Raw genomic sequence first — 15,287 nt, forward strand, 5'->3', positions numbered from 1 at the left:
TTGACCTTCGCCATCAGACCATAGCCGTCAGGCACGAAACCGCTTGCGGGTTCGGCGTAGATTGGGGGGTGCGCAGCAGCCCCCTAGCGGAGTTGGGCTTGACGACTGAACAGCTTTAGCTGGTCAGGAGCCGAAGGGGGCCACGCCCCGTATTTGAGAGGTTTAGAAATTCAGGCCGGTGATGAAATATGAACAAAACACGCTCGCCATAAACTCGCCCCAATAAAAAACTGACAGAGGTATCTCCGGCACAACAGGTAAAAATCTTTCATGAAAACAAAATCGTGACGCGCAACGTCAATACAAATGAATCACATCAGGAAGATCATAATTGTGTCGCTAAATATATACCCAGGTCCCAGTGATAACAAAAGGGCAGGCAAACGAACGGTTCTAATGGAAGCTGTTGCCGCAGGCAACTGCTTTGAGATGTTGCCGTTCGCATGAGGCCGACTGTCCGTAGGATGATTTTGCGCATGCGCAAAATCACGCTTAGCGCAGGCCGTACCCGTCAGGGGCATGCCATATAGCTGACCGGGAGAAGCCCGGTCTTCATCATCCGGGCTGAAACTCCCCATTACGGGGAGTTGATTAGCGGTATCCTGCTGCGTTAATTGCTTCCTGCTCTGTCCGGGCGATGCCATACCATACGACGCGGGAGCCTGGATAATCTAGGTCAAGAATCGTCTTTACGCGGCTTTCATCGTTCGATATTGCCGCTGAATACACTGCCACGCAGGGTTTTGACTCGGTGCTGCTGATACCGGGAATGTTCTGACCGGGAACATTAAACACCACAAATGTTTTTAAATGCGGTCGGGCTTCAACCTGTTCTGTGAGGGTGAGAGCTAAATCAAAACAGGTTTTTGATACTTCAAAAAATCCGTGTGCCGACATGAGCACATACTCAATTTTCGTCCCTGATCGGGCGCGTTTCATCCAGTGCTCGCGGTACTGCTCATTGCTCCAGCGATTGATTTGCCTCCCGGTCGGGCTGGCTATCTTGCTTATGGCATAGCATTCAGGCGTGTAGCCTTCTGCCAGCAATGTGTCAATGAATTCACGCTTTGTCATCACTTTGCTTTCATAGCGCGTCAGTTCATTCAGGTGGTTCTGTGCTTTCTGGATAAGAGCGTTTGAAATAGTCATATTATTTTTCTTCCCGGTTGTTGGCGGGTGTCCGTGGGTAAAATGGGGCGCAATACCCCATTCATCATTTAGCGGTTAATATACAACATCACTTTCTCAACGATCTGCCGATGAGTCAGCGTATCAACATCGCGCAGGGTAAAATAACGATACTTCCCCTCTCCAGTATGAATGCGCGCAAAAATGTCGGTGATATTGTCCGTAAAACGTTCGCAAAGCATAAACGATGTATTTTCACCGGATGATACCCATCGCAGGGGCGGCAGGACTTCGAGCATTTCCGTATAGCGTTCAAAAGATATTTCAGTGACCGGCTTTCTGGCCGCCAGAAGCACCTGAGCCGCCACTTCTTCCCACGTCAGCATCATGATGCCCGGATGTTCACTCCGATACTCAGTCAGGGTCTTTTTGCTATATAAGCCAAAATACTGATCGTTGTTTGACGGTGTGGTGCTTTCAGGTTTCATGCAGACAATATCCTGCGGAGTGGTGCTACCAGGAATGTAAAAATACAGATTAGTCATGCGAGGGGGATTCTGGATAGTGGCGTTCATATCTTTGATTCCATCCCGGATTACGGCGGGTGTCCGTTTTGGCATAATGCCTTGTTTCTGATGATAATTATAGCTAAGTAGCCCGGAAAAATCCATTAATATTTACAAAATGTGAATAAAAAAACCCGCGCAATTGCGGGCTTCATGGCGTTATTTCAGCAACATCACAATGTCGTCAGGTGAAATCGTCTTTAAAGCATACTGTAATAAAATTTCGCGCTTTTGCTTTATCCCTTCGATTTGCTCCAGAGCTAAGGCTTTGTTTTTATCTGATAAGTCCTGTAAATCACTTTGTATGCACATCCCATAGCAATGCAGCGTCATGAGAATTCCGAGGACGTCAGGTGAAACGTCATGCAGCTTGCGGTCGATAGGGGTGATCATCGAGATTCTTTCAATGTGCAGCGGGAAGTAATAGCCCAATCCGTTCTCAATCTCACGGATCGCAAATCCTTTGTAGCGGTAGTTGAATACATACTTTGCCGTATAGTCCTGAATAATTTCCGGGATGTAAGGGGAAAATGAACCGAAAAGGTTGATAGTCGCCTGGGTAAGTTCGGCGCGGTTGTTAAGCATAATGGTATTCATATTTTGCATCCTCCCGGATTACGGCGGGTGTCCGTTTGAGCGTAATGCCCTGTTTCTGATAATAATTATAGCAAAACAGGCCCGATTCAACCAGGGTATATTTACATATTGTGAATTTATTTTTGCCGCTTCCCCGCGCCGCTGCCGAACCGTCCAGGAAAAAATCGGGGGTTCCCTTCAGGGTTCCGATTTTTATCCTTGACGGCTCCACCGGTAATACCCTACCGGATGGGGGAGGGTTCCCGCAGGGAGCCATCCCCCATGTTAGACATGGTTATTTCAGTCTTTCCTTCCAGTCCTTTTCAGCCTGTTCTCTGGCAAGCAGGCATAATTTTTCAATATACACGTCAGTAATTATCAGTTTTGAAAGATTGGCTACATATTCTGGCAGTTCAGATCGAAGAAGACTTTCTGGAATATTGCTGATATTGCCCGGCATTGCTAATTCATTAGCACCGAAGTTTATACTGTCAGTCTGGAACGTATGGCTAAGACGAGTAACAATCTCAGCGTTTATCGAGCGCCGATTTAATTTCGCTGATTCTTCTATATTGTTCTTTAATTCCAGAGGCAATCTGACTCTAAGTTGTGGGTCTTCTCTGCTCATGCGCATATTCTCAAAAGAGTTTTTTTACATTATGCCTCACGGTGGGTCGTCACTCAACGCAGCCTAACTTAGAAATGAGCAGGGGTGGAAGCCAATCTGGGGCGATACGCAGCACGACAGCCCAGAAGCTCGCCAGCGGTGAACGGTGAAAGCGCGGTGGCCGTCAGGCCACCTGAAGCGATGCTTTTGACTCCAGGCGGGGGATGGATGCACGACAGCGCCGGAAAACGCCGCCTGAGCGTTCGTCTTTCAGAGAATATCCTTCAGTTCGCATTGAATCGACTTTTTTGCATGCTGCCTGGCTTTGCGTTTACTGGTGCGGTTTACAGCGTCATAGGCGTTACTCTTTCTGTACCCACGGCTACGACATAATGAACAGGTACATCCTTCCCGACTGAAAAACAGCCCGAATGGTTTCATATGTGCTCCTTAACGTTATGGTTTGGTATCTCTAAATCTTCATCGGCCTGTGTCGGCCATCACTTCAAACATGCGCCTTACTTTCAGGCGCTCATTAAAATTGTTCAGCCAGTACGCCAGCGTATAGCGCGTCTTTCTGAACTCCATACGCAGCGTGTCGCCTGTACTCACCTCAGCAGCAATACCCAGAAGCGATAACTGGATAAATGCCATGTCAGCAGCAAGTGCGTCGTTATCCGCGCAGGATACGAACAGTGAAGCTGATGGGTTAAATCCTGCATCAGCTAGGCCATTCGCCATTTTGATGATCAAGCCCCCTGAACCGACTGCCGGTTCCTGAAGGATGATGAACCCGTGCTTTCGAATCTCGCTGGCATAGTCTTGCTTCAATAATTCAAATTTCAGACTGGCGAGCGATCCGGGCGTAAAATACTGGCCTAACGCGGTATTGCCCAATTCCAGGCTCATTACGCACTCCCCCAGAAAATCACGGGGGTTTTCCTGTAGAACCTGCGGTAAAAGCCTGATTAAAGCTTCAAACATTCCCTTTTCTGTATGCGAATAGTCGCCCGTCAGTTTTCTCGCGTTCTCATGGCATTCAGTGCGCCCGGCTAATGCCGGATCAATACGGTCAGCAACAATCCGGCATAAAACCGTAAATACATCGCGTGGAGAACGGTGTGCCGTTAGTTTTCTGACTGTCTGCATAAATTCAGTGTCCAGCGAAGTCACATTGTCTCCCTGTTCTGGCTTTAAGGAGTAGGGCGGTCGGAAAGCGACCGCTATCCTTTTTGCGCATGCGCAAATAAAATTGGTTCTGGCTGCCAACGTTATACGCTGGGATTTACCCTCATAGTGGCGTCAATGAATTCACGAGCACGGGAAAGGATTTGGTCGTGAGTTAAGGAATCAATATCTCTGAAAGTGGCGAATATATGCTGATCGTTCACGTTTAATGATGCAAAGCAGGTAATGATATCAGCAGCATTAAACTCGCGGCATTTAAACGTACATCCACGGTTGGTATTACACTCATCCATGATGTTTGAGCGGTGGAACAGGTCAAACGAGCTTTTGCTAATCACTTCAACTGGCATTCTGGCCGCGTCACGGATCGCTGTTAAACATTCGTCCAGATGCAACATAACGACCTGTGGGTTTTGAGCCTGAAGCTGCTCCAACGTTTCCCCTGAATACATTCCCCTGCTTTGATTGCCATCCATCTGTACAGGTTCTAGTACGGAATATGAGCCTGGAATATAGAAGTAATACATTTTTATTCCTTTCCCGTTGTCGGGTATCCTGTTCGCAAATAAAGGTAACTAAACCCGGTCAATACGCCCGTAACCTGCACTCTCACAGATATAGCGCCATGCCATGTAGCTGATTTTTTCTTTACCCTCTTTCCAGCTAACGACAACAGTTTCTGGATTACCTGTCATCACGGCTAACTGGCCCCATTTAATACCTGCGCGGTTTAACACTTCCGAGATTTCATCGACGGTCGGCGGTGTCCAGTTCGCGGCATTACGTAAAGTTTCCGGGCGGATCGGTACTTCAGGTGTGTTGCTATAGCGTTGCTTTGGCTGTGACATAGTGATACCTCCTTTTACCCGGCCACTTACAGTGGCCGGTTTTTTTGTTAAATGTGGCCGCATTCAGCCATCGAAATGACGTCATTTCCGGCGACGATAAAATGATCCAGAGTGCTAATATCAAAAAGCGCCAACGCGTTTTTAAGCTTGGCTGTAATGTTAATATCTGCCCGACTTGGGTCAGGTGTTCCTGAAGGGTGGTTATGCGCAAAAATTACAGCCTGGGCATTAAGAGTTAAAGCTAATCTGGCGACTTCACGGGGACTGATTTCGACGGAATTGATTGTCCCGGAATGAATGATTTCAAAGGAAATTAATTGATGTTGATTATTCAGATACATCGCACCAAAAAACTCTCTCTCCTGATTCTGAAGGTTCAGACGCAGATATTGTTTAACGGAGTCAGAACTAGTGAATGAATATGACGTTTGCTTAAGACGAGATTCAAGGATCGCCATTGCCAGATTAATTATTGAATCTTCATAATTCATTGTTATATGCCTCTCCCGAATTACGGCGGGTGTCCGTTTGGCTTAATGCCTTTTGTGTACCGTCATTATAATACAAATTTGTATCATGGAAAAGCGAAATTCACATAATGTAAATAAAAATAGCCCTGGAAAGGGCTATGAAATTAATCAGGTAACAGCCGAATTTTTGGACTGTTCGGCATACCAGGCTATGCGAAATTGCATGGGCCTATATGCCACGGAGAGTGGTGGTGACATGCGGTGATAGTAGGACAGGGAGTAGTCAATTTTGTTGGCGTAAGAGCTGATCATTGCGCAAAAGGCGTTTTTGTTCGTTATATCTGTGCTGTCAATTAAATCATTGAGGATAATATCCAGGCTCACGCAGGCTTTCAGAAGAATGTTACGTGCGGGGATCTGCGCTTTAACGTTGAAGTCAAAAACCGGTAAATCATGCTTCTTCAAAAGCGCGGCCATTTTTTCGCGCAGCGCGACAATTTCAGGATCGGTGCAAACATAAGGTTGGATGGTCATTGAGCTTTCCTTCCCGGATTACGGCGGGTGTCCGTGTGGGCCTAATGCCCTGTTTCTGATAATAATTATAGCAAAACAGGCCCGGTTCAGCCAGACTATATTTACATATTGTGAATTTATTTTTGCCACCTCACCGCGCCGCTGCCGAACCGTCCAGGAAAAAATCGGGGGTTCCCTTCAGGGTTCCGATTTTTATCCTTGACGGCTCTCCTGCCAGTACCCTGCCGCATGGGGGAGGGTTCCCGCAGGGGGCCATCCCCCATGTTAGACCGCCCTTTGCCCTTTTGCCTCCCGGCCAGAATGTACCCCTGCAAGCGCCGGTGATTTCATGCCCGAGTTTATCCCGTTACGCGTCACGCTATTTTTTAATCTCGCTTCAGAGTGGCGGCTGCGCCGTCGCGGTTAAGGCGACGTGACCGGAACGGTCGCTGTGAGCCTCGCCGTTGACCTTCGCCATCAGACCATAGCCGTCAGGCACGAAACCGCTTGCGGGTTCGGCGTAGATTGGGGGGTGCGCAGCAGCCCCCTAGCGGAGTTGGGCTTGACGACTGAACAGCTTTAGCTGGTCAGAAGCCGAAGGGGGCCAGGACAAATATTTCAGTTTGTCTGGAAAAAAATCAGTGCTAATCCTGATTAGTAATTTAGGCCATTTAAGGGAGTAAATTATTTATTGGCGACAGGACGGCATAACCCGAGAACAACCATAGCAACGCCAATAATGGCAAAAGCTTTAGGCAGGAAAGAAGACAGTACACCTATGCTATCAACACTTTTCAAGTCTAAAGCCAAATCTATGAATGCCAATAGCATAGCCACCAATGTGGTGATAACACCAATTAATATCAACTTTTGTCTTTCCATTTACTCATTCCCCACATCGAAATCATTTTCTACACGCAGCAAGAAATTCTTTACTAAATGGCTCTATCTCATCGACAAATCGCACCGCTTTTTCGTCTTCAGGCTGGCTTGCAAATTTCTCCTGTAGTTCTCGTCCAAGACGCTCCAACGTGATTTCTTTATCAGAGGGTAAGGTTATTATTTCAGATTTATTAATCTTTTCCAGAGACATAATAGTTTCTCCTGTGGCCTTAGTTGCTACCTTTTCTGCGACAACTATCAAGGAAAGTAAGCATTTCGGTTCCATCTTTACTTACATAAAATCGCACCATCTTGTCATTGAACTCCTGGGCTTTCCTGGCTGGAATGCTGATCGGATCTAACCCATGTTTCATTAACCAACCATTCATCATATGGCGACTTGTGCGTTTATTACCATCAAAGAAAAATTGCTGTAGCGCTCCAAATAGAAACATCACAAGCGCACCTTCATAGGGGGGTAAGGTTTTAATTCCCGTTACGCCCTCATGAAAAACCCTATTCAGTTCAGGTGCTCCGGGTAACGTTGGCAACGGGTTATGTTCTCCAAGTTCACCTAACGCCACATAGGGTGTATAACCAGTCTCATCACCTTCCCCCCGGAACACTCCCCATTCCAGCGCTTCATTCCGGGCCACAATACCGTGCAACATAATAATTGTTGGCTTATCAAGGTCGAATCGACCTGTTTTGACCAATTCAATCAGTTTCTTACCACTGTCAGCCAGGTTAGTTACTTGTTCAGCGTCAGATAATTTATGGCCGCCTACCGTGACACCATCCAGAAGTGTCTGGACTTCTACAAAGGTAAATGGATTATTTTCTAATTTAGCAGCATCCCAGACGAAAGAGGGTAGCTGTTGCTGATAAATAGCCAACGGCCGACGCACATTGCCTGGATTAATTTGTGGAAGCACACCTGCATTCCATGTGAAACCCAGTACAGAACTCAGTTGCGTATTCATATCGAAATCCTTATGGCTCATCCAGTGCTCTTGCAAACACTTTAATCAGACCGTCTTACCGACCCAAAATTGGTCATCGAGGAATAGTTTTCCCTGACGACTCGCTTTGAATTCACCATCGCGCAGATCAATAAGAGTTTCATATTGCCATTTTTTTTCAGACTGCACGGATGTGCGGCCATCAGGGTATACGCGTAATGCCTGCTGAGTGACCTGGTAAGTGCCATCACTGTCTTGTTCAACTTTAAAGATAAACTGTTTAGTTTTCTTCGATACGATATCTTCAAACAGGGTTTTCATACGCTTACATCCAATCAGAGTTTTCAGTAAGGATTGTAATACTTTCATAGCATCCAGTCTCCTGTAGTGGCCAGTCTAAGCTGGCCATTATTAATTTGCGCATGCGCAAAGCCACATTAAGCAGCACGTTCGGGTACTCTTTTTGAATCAAAAACCAGAACAGGTCTGAATCTCCCTTTTTCATCCATGTATTGGCTCAGCACAAGAAACATGCAACACCACCATTTCATTTGAATCATTCGTGCCTGAATGGTTTTGGCTGTAACCCAACGAAACTTTTTGTCTTCAAGGACGCGTAAATCCTTCCGTTTCGCGATTTCTGACATAGTTTGTTGCCCGGAAAGTTTAAGGCGGTGCAGCGTCTGACCGCGCTCCATCATACGGTCATACATGGCCGCTTTACCTGCCGATATTTGGATCACACCAAACCGAAGATAAAATTGCGCTGCGCTTCCAGGGGTAAGTATTCCATCGCGAACTTGCGCCCTTAGTCGGGGGTATTCCTCCCAAACAATAAACTCAGCAGAATAGGGATCTACCGTTAACTCATCCTCATCACAGAAATCTACAACACGCTTACTGCCAGCAGGAGTAAGGATTGTTCGTGCTGCTCTGGGATCGTCAGTCCCATTAAAATATGTCATTTCTGCCATTGGATCTGCCAGACCGGAAAACAAGGAATCATCCCCCCATTTGCTGACTTTTACCCACAGAGGATGCGGAATAGGGGTGCGCTCAACCGGCATCATGTCAGGTTCATCATCAAGCAGGTCAGTCATTCCAAACGTCCAGACCTTATGGTAAATATCCAGTGCCCGGAATGGCTGAGAATTAAAGTGGTGAAACCCCCACATAAAATCTATATGGATCAGAGCTGCCTCGGTAACAATACGAAACTGAGGCTCGGCCATGCGTCGGTTGTGTTCAGTGTTTTCGATTTCGCCGTTCACCAACTGGTCAAGTAATGCGTCGGCGCGGCACTGTTCCACATAATCAATACTGCAACAGACAAACAGTAGACGTTCTAAAAATTGAGGCGAATAAACATCAGGCTGAATCTTTATGTATCCATTGCCATAAATAGTTCTCCCAACTGGATGACGGTCTTCCCAGGCATATCGACGCTTAGCTAGAAATCGCTGAAGTCTGTTCAAATACTCCATATACCCGTACCGGTCTGGATTGCTGCTCAGCAATGTCTGCATTGATTTATCCAGGCCAACAGCCTGACAAGACCAGCAACCGAATCGCGCTCCACAGGAATCACTCTGGCGCTTATCCTGAGCACTCCATACACATTCACCGGTCGCGGAACGATACATTTCGGCTGTCTCATTGTTGTTAACAAGATAGCTCGGTAAGTGGTAATGCGAGGATGAACCAGATGAGAGCAGAAATTCCCAGATATCAGAAGCAAGCCAGTTTTTGACGGGATATAGTTCACCATCGCCACCATGCTTTTTTATCACCCGTACTGCGCTGCCATTCTTCTTGGCTATGTTTCCGGCGCGTGTGGAACCTTCAGCATCGCGACTTCCTAGCATCAGGCAGACCCTGCCTTTTATTCTCTTGCCGCGCATATATTCAGCTTTAGCGCGCTGAGCGGCGCTAATTTTTAACTCATGAGTACACTGACGCGCATTGCTATTGGTAAAAGTCGGAAGCCCACGCCCTGTCAGGATACGTCCTGTCCAGCTTGATGTAACCGATGGCTGGCCCAAAACTATCGTAAGGGGCAGATTTTCTGTATCAATGAAGGTCTGAAGCGCAGTGAGTTTTTTCCGGGCAAGCCAATGAACCTCTGGATTTTCGACCAAAGTATCAGTGTGCAAAAGGAAATGATGGCGACTTGTAACCGCGCCGGATCTGACTGCCCGGATCAACGCCATGAGAAATAAGTGCAAAAGAGCCTCAGAATCCTTCCCACTGGAATAGCCCAACATCATTGTCCAGCCACTTGTGAGGGCCGTATATATGGATTCAACAGACGATGTTACAAGCTCACCCAATGACTGTTCTCTGCCTGATTCAATAGCAGTTAAATCAGGATGAGTGTTCAGGACAGAAAGGGCATTATCCCATTTGTCATTCTTGAAAATAACAGCTTCCGCATGTGAAAGTTGCATTATTATTCCTCTCCCGAATTACGGCGGGTGTCCGTCAGATATCATTTATCTGTTATCCACAATTATACTAAATACCAAAACTCAGAACAATAATTTAATTTACATTTTGTAAAATTAACTGTTAGTGAATGGCGATCGATTTAAGGAAAATTCTTCCTTGTCGATTATTCATAAAAGCTGACTTACGCAACATTTGAATATTTTCAGCTACCCACGTCTTTGACGATTTGATTACTTCATGGCCTGATGGGTAAACACGATAAGCCTGCTGCGAGACAAGGTATGAACCATCATTATTTCGAGTGACAGTGAAATCAAATTTTTTAGTCGATTTACGCTGAGTGTTAATAAATACTGTTTCAGATAAAGCGTTGAGCACGTTTGTAGTAATCATGATGAACCTCCAGTATGGTCTGCATTTTAAATGCAGACCCACAGATTTTTAGATGGTATAGGATGCTGCCTTAATTGCTGAAATCAGTTTAGTCGCAGCAGATCTTTGGCTTTTGATGTTCGCGACAATCTTGCCGGTTTCACTACTGACACACAGACCTTTCCATTTTTCATACTGGAAAAAATCATCACGTTCGCGACGATTTGCTGAGGCATTCATTCCTTTAAGGCGCTCGGCCAGTTCGGTTGCCGTCATAGACTCCAGTAGCTCCTGAACAGCAAAACCGAATCCATTTACCATAACAGCAGTAAATGTCAGCCATTCTTGTGAATATTCCCCGTAAGGGTAATCACCGGCATCACTGAGGCCAGAGAATTGACACCACCCCTCCCAAATCTTAGCCAGATCACCGGAGACTTTGACGGGTTCTGAATCTTCAGTCAGCCGGGTGAAACGTGCTGAGGCATCGCAAAGAGATTTAAAGGATACCCAGGCAGCAGATTTCCCCGTTATGTTAGTTCTTTCAAAATCAGTCTTATTCTTGAGAGTTTCGTTCGCCATGACAACTTCGCGAACAAGCTGGCTAAGTGGATTGCTGCGGTCATAGGCTAGGTTGATTGCCGCATTTGGCTTCGAAGCATTCCCGTTAATATCCGCGAAAAATTGCTGACGTTGTTCAAGAGTCAAATTTTCCGACAATTCCACCGTAACTGTTTGAGTATGCATGTTGCATAACATCTGGCAAACCTCTTCTATACCAACCTCACGATGCTGGCCGTCAAAAAGAACAATTTTTGCATTCATTGGTATAGACAGAAATCCGAACGACGGAAAATGCTCAGAAACTTCAACAACTATATCACCATCAACATTACCGATCAGAGGTGGAATAATATAACCAGTATCGTTATTCAGCCCGTTAATAACATACTCGGCAAAAGCAGTAGCGCGACGGCGATTAAGTTCACGCTGAGAGCGATTAAGTGTGTGGCTTAGATTATCAGCGGCAAGCAATCGACTTAATTCATCGAATTTAGCACTGATTGTCAGAACACGCCGCCCTCCCTGATGACCAATTAAGCAAGGGTATTTGAAGGTTTGTAGAGAGGTATTGATCATGGTAAATCTCCAGTCCCGGATTACGGCGGGTGTCCGTTGGGGCATAACGCCCTGTTCCTGATGCTAATTATAACGTAACACTTCGAATTCATCCAGAAATAATTTACATATTGTGAATTTATTTTTTTGCATCTGGCTACTGACCGTCAACCGTCAGGCGCTAAATCGGGGGTTCCCTTCAGGGTTCCGATTTAGTGCTTTACGGCTCTCGTGAAATACCCTGACTTATGGGGGAGGGTTCCCGCAGGGGGCCATCCCCCATATAAGACCGCCCCTGACCCTTAATCTTCACGTCAAGAAATCAAATCTTCCTGACTAATAACCCAACCATTTGAGTAATGAGGTGGCTGGATATTTATCTGCATGCAGCAGGTTAGATTCTTTAAAATAGGTCAGCCATTCTCCTGGTTTTGTAAAGCCATGCCGTTTTAGCATTCGAATAACCTGTTTTAAAGACAGCATAATCGGCCCTCCATCCGGGCCTCCTGTTTCGGCTTCATCATAGAAATCTACATACTCGTACATTCAGAATCTCCAGTGTTCGGATTTTACTATCGGAATGCGGCAGAAAAGGTGGTGTCCATCATCCATTGATCCAGTATACCGGGAGCAGGAACAGCATCTGGATAGCTGATTAGGCATTCAATTATTGCTTCTTCGATATTCATTGCTTCAAATTCGCAAAGTGCGCCACAACGTTCAAAGTAATGAGTAGTACGCACCGGATAGCTTGATTGTTTAGGGTTAACGGCTATGACGAAAATGCGATTTTTAGCGCTAAGCTCAAGCCCGTTCTGCTCGTAATACAATGAAACCAGCGGTTGGATATAATTGATATTCCATGCTTCTATCAGAGCTGAAGGGTCATCCTGCGTCCAATCGATGCCTGGGTGTTCAGAAATAAAATCATCAACAGTTCCGAGTATTGAGTCCTGATACAACGACATATACACAGTGAAACCCCTGCTTTTACTTGTGATACATAATTATATCATAACCAGTGAAGAGAAATGATTAAATTTACATTATGTGAATGTTTTAGGTATACTCAGACATTAATCACCGATAGTCGAGTGAACTTTAAGGGGTAAGCATTGAATGTTCTACAGTACCAGGTGTTTGCTGAAGCTATATCGGAACACCCCAAACTTGAAGCAGATATAAAAGCACTTTATTGCTTCCTTCAGGACGCTGAGATAAGAAACGATGCAGAACTGCATACATTATTCCCTTTTGCCGTCAAAGGGGATAATGGCTTAAGCACTCTGCTGTCTTTTGCCAACGGCAAACTCATCTTCGACGGTCAGTTCAATTACGAGGGCAATTTTGTGTTGTCGAACTCCATTCAAGCTGGCAAAAAATATAAGAGAGAAGCATGAATACCGAAACCGTCAATACCAGCATGAACACTCTACTCCAAGAACTTAAGTGGCTTCGCGGAATCAAAGATGATAACGAGTATGAAACCGCACTTAACGACCTAAAGGAGTTGCACGAGCTTAACTCAACCCCCAGAGTACTCCTTCAGTTAATGGCCGAGTGCATCATTAAATATGAAAAAAATAAGATGGAGGCTTTACTGCTTACGGGTACTGGCTGTACCGATAAAACAGTTAATGCGTTAATTACCCTCATGAAGCATAGAAATATCAAGGGTAAAGAAATGGCTGAGATCCTGGAGGTAAGCCGACCGCTACTTTCTGCAATCCTTAATGGAAATCGAGCGCTTACTATTCCACATATATACAAGCTGGCAGAACACTTTGGTGTCAATCCAGGCGTATTCCTTTAAATGATAACGCGGTACGGCTACATAATTTATTATGTGGTCGTACCGTGTTGGACAAGCCAACGGCGCGTCAGTAGGTAACTGCATAGCATGCCATTACAATAGAAAGTTTAATCAATCAGGCGTTATTGAGTTTTAAGAAATTTCATCACGCTTTTTAACTAGTTTTATGAATGCAGATCCCGGAAACTTTCTTTTGATTTCTACTTTATTCTCCATAAAGATTTCTCTTAAATTCTCTGAATTTGAATTAAGGTAAATAAACCCCAGTTTCACGCCTGAACTTTTATAGCAGGCATACTTTTTAAGTCCACTCATATATCATAACCAGTGTGATTGTAACGAGCTAAGAAGATTTGCTTTTCTTAGCATGCTCTGACGACTAAGGAATTGCTCTGTATTTATAATTCCTTTGTTTTTGAGATAGCTATACAACTCGGATGGGTATGAAATATCGCTACTAGCCCGGACTCGGGTTATTATCGCCCTCTTGTACCATTCAGTATATGTGAGAGCATCTTTAACAGAGTTGAAATTTATGGAAACACACTGTGATGTGAAAGTAATTTCTACTTTCTTATATTTGGCAATCACTTTCATGATTTTCTCCGGTTATGGGCGCGATGCCCTTTTAAATAATACCTTACCATTGAGAATATCAGAAAACAAGCAAAAATTCACAATATGTAAACTTTTTACATTTGCGCATGCGCAAATATGCTCCATCTGCAAACGTTTCATGAAAGCTATCGTCATCGATGCTTAACACGCTAAATATTTGATAATTTACTGTTTTTAGAGGGATTCTATGACTGTTTATGTGAATGATACTGTCAGATTAGCAACGCTACTCGTATGCAGTTCTGAAGATGAGGCCGCAATTTATGCTGTTTGGGCGAATGAGTATCTTAAAGCAACGTATATACGGGTAGAGAGCAAACGCTATGAGTGTGTTAATAACGGGGATGATTTACTTAACTATTTCGGATTTACGATAGACAGCCTGGTTGACTCTTTATTTTGTCTGTTACCCTCCCGCTCTCGGATCAGTTCTAATATATCACTCATAAAACGACTTCTGCATGATACAGCGACTACAAAACACCAGTGCTGTATTATGGAAGATAAAAGACCTTCTCACTATGGCAGGCTCAGTAGCAATATAAGCCTGCATTCAAAAATGGTCAGCGATCTCACGGGTGGAAGAAATCCAATAAAACTTCTGAGAGCGATACGGAGCGATATCTGAAAATTATCGCCAGTTCTATACCAGATAAACCGTAGAGCGGAAATCAGCCAAACTTGTTTCAATACATACAGAACGAGACAAATAGTTAAATGTAGTTTTGTAGGTTCCGCGTCCCGTTCTCAACGCTCTTTCTGAAAGCTCACGATGCTCATCTACAGTTTCAGTAAAATCGCCATACAAATGACGTGCAATGAGCATCGCTATATGAACATCATTATCATTAAGGACTTCCATAACATCAGGGTCGATTTCCGGGCGGCTTTTTAGTGCAATAACTGGTATAGGATTTACATTTGCCAGATATCCTTCAAGTACCTTAGCCGTTACCTCTACGGATATTTCATTTATAGATGAGTGTATCTCATATTCAGTAAAGCTAAAGGAACGACCAAAAGCCATTTTCAAAATATGAATAAACGACTTTGGAGACTTAGGCAGGAGCAAGATCATATCCTGAGTAAAGTCATCTATTGAATATTCCCTTTTGCCTACAGATTTACAATTACTAACTTCCCGGATATTGGTGAGCATGCTAACCTCAATATAAAA

The 15,287-nt window shown here is 44.8% G+C and carries 21 protein-coding genes and 1 pseudogene; 2 read left to right on the plus strand and 20 right to left on the minus strand.

Annotated features, from left to right (window positions below; all coding sequences use genetic code 11):
- Positions 1-591: 591 nt before the first annotated feature.
- The 18 genes and pseudogenes from BZK41_RS23025 to BZK41_RS23115 form a co-directional block, all read right to left on the minus strand.
- Entirely contained in the window at positions 592-1,149 is a 558-nt protein-coding gene (locus BZK41_RS23025) for a hypothetical protein (RefSeq protein WP_079939706.1), read from the minus strand.
- A 68-nt stretch (positions 1,150-1,217) separates the two neighbouring features.
- Positions 1,218-1,703 (minus strand): DUF1419 domain-containing protein, encoded by a 486-nt coding sequence (locus tag BZK41_RS23030; RefSeq protein WP_241243677.1) that lies wholly within the window; start codon positions 1,701-1,703, stop codon positions 1,218-1,220.
- 150 nt (positions 1,704-1,853) lie between these two features.
- Positions 1,854-2,291, minus strand: a complete 438-nt coding sequence (locus BZK41_RS23035) for a hypothetical protein (RefSeq protein WP_079939707.1) — start codon at positions 2,289-2,291, stop codon at positions 1,854-1,856.
- A 274-nt stretch (positions 2,292-2,565) separates the two neighbouring features.
- The gene (locus tag BZK41_RS27795) at positions 2,566-2,898 is read right to left on the minus strand and encodes an Arc family DNA-binding protein (protein ID WP_079939709.1); all 333 of its coding nucleotides are present in this window, start codon (positions 2,896-2,898) and stop codon (positions 2,566-2,568) included.
- Between the two features lie 459 nt (positions 2,899-3,357).
- The gene (locus BZK41_RS23050) at positions 3,358-4,146 is read right to left on the minus strand and encodes an N-6 DNA methylase (RefSeq protein ID WP_253193786.1); all 789 of its coding nucleotides are present in this window, start codon (positions 4,144-4,146) and stop codon (positions 3,358-3,360) included.
- Between the two features lie 2 nt (positions 4,147-4,148).
- Positions 4,149-4,592, minus strand: coding sequence for a hypothetical protein (locus BZK41_RS23055; protein WP_079939710.1), 444 nt, complete (start codon positions 4,590-4,592; stop codon positions 4,149-4,151).
- Between the two features lie 48 nt (positions 4,593-4,640).
- Positions 4,641-4,913, minus strand: a complete 273-nt coding sequence (locus BZK41_RS23060) for a hypothetical protein (RefSeq protein WP_079939711.1) — start codon at positions 4,911-4,913, stop codon at positions 4,641-4,643.
- Positions 4,914-4,960: 47 nt separating this feature from the next.
- A complete protein-coding gene (locus tag BZK41_RS23065) occupies positions 4,961-5,404 on the minus strand; it encodes a JAB domain-containing protein (protein ID WP_079939712.1) in 444 nt (147 codons plus the stop codon).
- Positions 5,405-5,551: 147 nt separating this feature from the next.
- Positions 5,552-5,917 (minus strand): hypothetical protein, encoded by a 366-nt coding sequence (locus tag BZK41_RS23070; protein WP_049003356.1) that lies wholly within the window; start codon positions 5,915-5,917, stop codon positions 5,552-5,554.
- Positions 5,918-6,580: 663 nt separating this feature from the next.
- Positions 6,581-6,778: a hypothetical protein gene (locus BZK41_RS23075; protein ID WP_049001272.1), complete on the minus strand. Its 198-nt coding sequence runs from the start codon at positions 6,776-6,778 to the stop codon at positions 6,581-6,583.
- A 22-nt stretch (positions 6,779-6,800) separates the two neighbouring features.
- On the minus strand, positions 6,801-6,989 hold the full coding sequence (locus BZK41_RS23080; RefSeq protein ID WP_079939713.1) for a hypothetical protein: 189 nt from the start codon (positions 6,987-6,989) through the stop codon (positions 6,801-6,803).
- A gap of 19 nt (positions 6,990-7,008) precedes the next feature.
- The gene (locus BZK41_RS23085; protein ID WP_079939714.1) at positions 7,009-7,761 is read right to left on the minus strand and encodes a Fic family protein; all 753 of its coding nucleotides are present in this window, start codon (positions 7,759-7,761) and stop codon (positions 7,009-7,011) included.
- Positions 7,762-7,806: 45 nt separating this feature from the next.
- Positions 7,807-8,109, minus strand: coding sequence for a hypothetical protein (locus BZK41_RS23090; protein WP_044702645.1), 303 nt, complete (start codon positions 8,107-8,109; stop codon positions 7,807-7,809).
- Positions 8,110-8,296: 187 nt separating this feature from the next.
- A pseudogene (locus BZK41_RS27800) lies at positions 8,297-8,401 on the minus strand (hypothetical protein); the annotation flags it as partial.
- 1,907 nt (positions 8,402-10,308) lie between these two features.
- Positions 10,309-10,581 (minus strand): hypothetical protein, encoded by a 273-nt coding sequence (locus BZK41_RS23100; RefSeq protein ID WP_079939716.1) that lies wholly within the window; start codon positions 10,579-10,581, stop codon positions 10,309-10,311.
- 48 nt (positions 10,582-10,629) lie between these two features.
- Complete coding sequence (locus BZK41_RS23105) at positions 10,630-11,700, minus strand: DGQHR domain-containing protein (protein ID WP_079939717.1); 1,071 nt, start codon at positions 11,698-11,700, stop codon at positions 10,630-10,632.
- Between the two features lie 315 nt (positions 11,701-12,015).
- Positions 12,016-12,225: a hypothetical protein gene (locus BZK41_RS23110; RefSeq protein WP_044702641.1), complete on the minus strand. Its 210-nt coding sequence runs from the start codon at positions 12,223-12,225 to the stop codon at positions 12,016-12,018.
- Positions 12,226-12,251: 26 nt separating this feature from the next.
- Positions 12,252-12,647, minus strand: coding sequence for a hypothetical protein (locus tag BZK41_RS23115; RefSeq protein ID WP_079939718.1), 396 nt, complete (start codon positions 12,645-12,647; stop codon positions 12,252-12,254).
- Positions 12,648-12,794: 147 nt separating this feature from the next.
- Here BZK41_RS23115 and BZK41_RS23120 point away from each other — a divergent pair, with 147 nt between their 5' ends.
- Positions 12,795-13,079, plus strand: coding sequence for a hypothetical protein (locus BZK41_RS23120; RefSeq protein WP_079939719.1), 285 nt, complete (start codon positions 12,795-12,797; stop codon positions 13,077-13,079).
- On the plus strand, positions 13,076-13,492 hold the full coding sequence (locus BZK41_RS23125; RefSeq protein ID WP_044702636.1) for a helix-turn-helix domain-containing protein: 417 nt from the start codon (positions 13,076-13,078) through the stop codon (positions 13,490-13,492). The genes BZK41_RS23120 and BZK41_RS23125 overlap by 4 nt, the downstream gene beginning before the upstream one ends.
- 132 nt (positions 13,493-13,624) lie before the next feature.
- On the opposite strand, the gene BZK41_RS23130 is transcribed toward BZK41_RS23125, so the two are convergent.
- Both BZK41_RS23130 and BZK41_RS23145 read right to left on the minus strand, forming a co-directional pair.
- Positions 13,625-13,807 (minus strand): hypothetical protein, encoded by a 183-nt coding sequence (locus BZK41_RS23130; RefSeq protein WP_044702634.1) that lies wholly within the window; start codon positions 13,805-13,807, stop codon positions 13,625-13,627.
- A 946-nt stretch (positions 13,808-14,753) separates the two neighbouring features.
- Complete coding sequence (locus BZK41_RS23145) at positions 14,754-15,269, minus strand: hypothetical protein (RefSeq protein ID WP_079939720.1); 516 nt, start codon at positions 15,267-15,269, stop codon at positions 14,754-14,756.
- Positions 15,270-15,287 lie beyond the last annotated feature (18 nt).

This window comes from Citrobacter sp. A316 (assembly GCF_002042945.1).
GTDB classification, from domain to species: Bacteria; Pseudomonadota; Gammaproteobacteria; order Enterobacterales; family Enterobacteriaceae; genus Citrobacter; species Citrobacter portucalensis.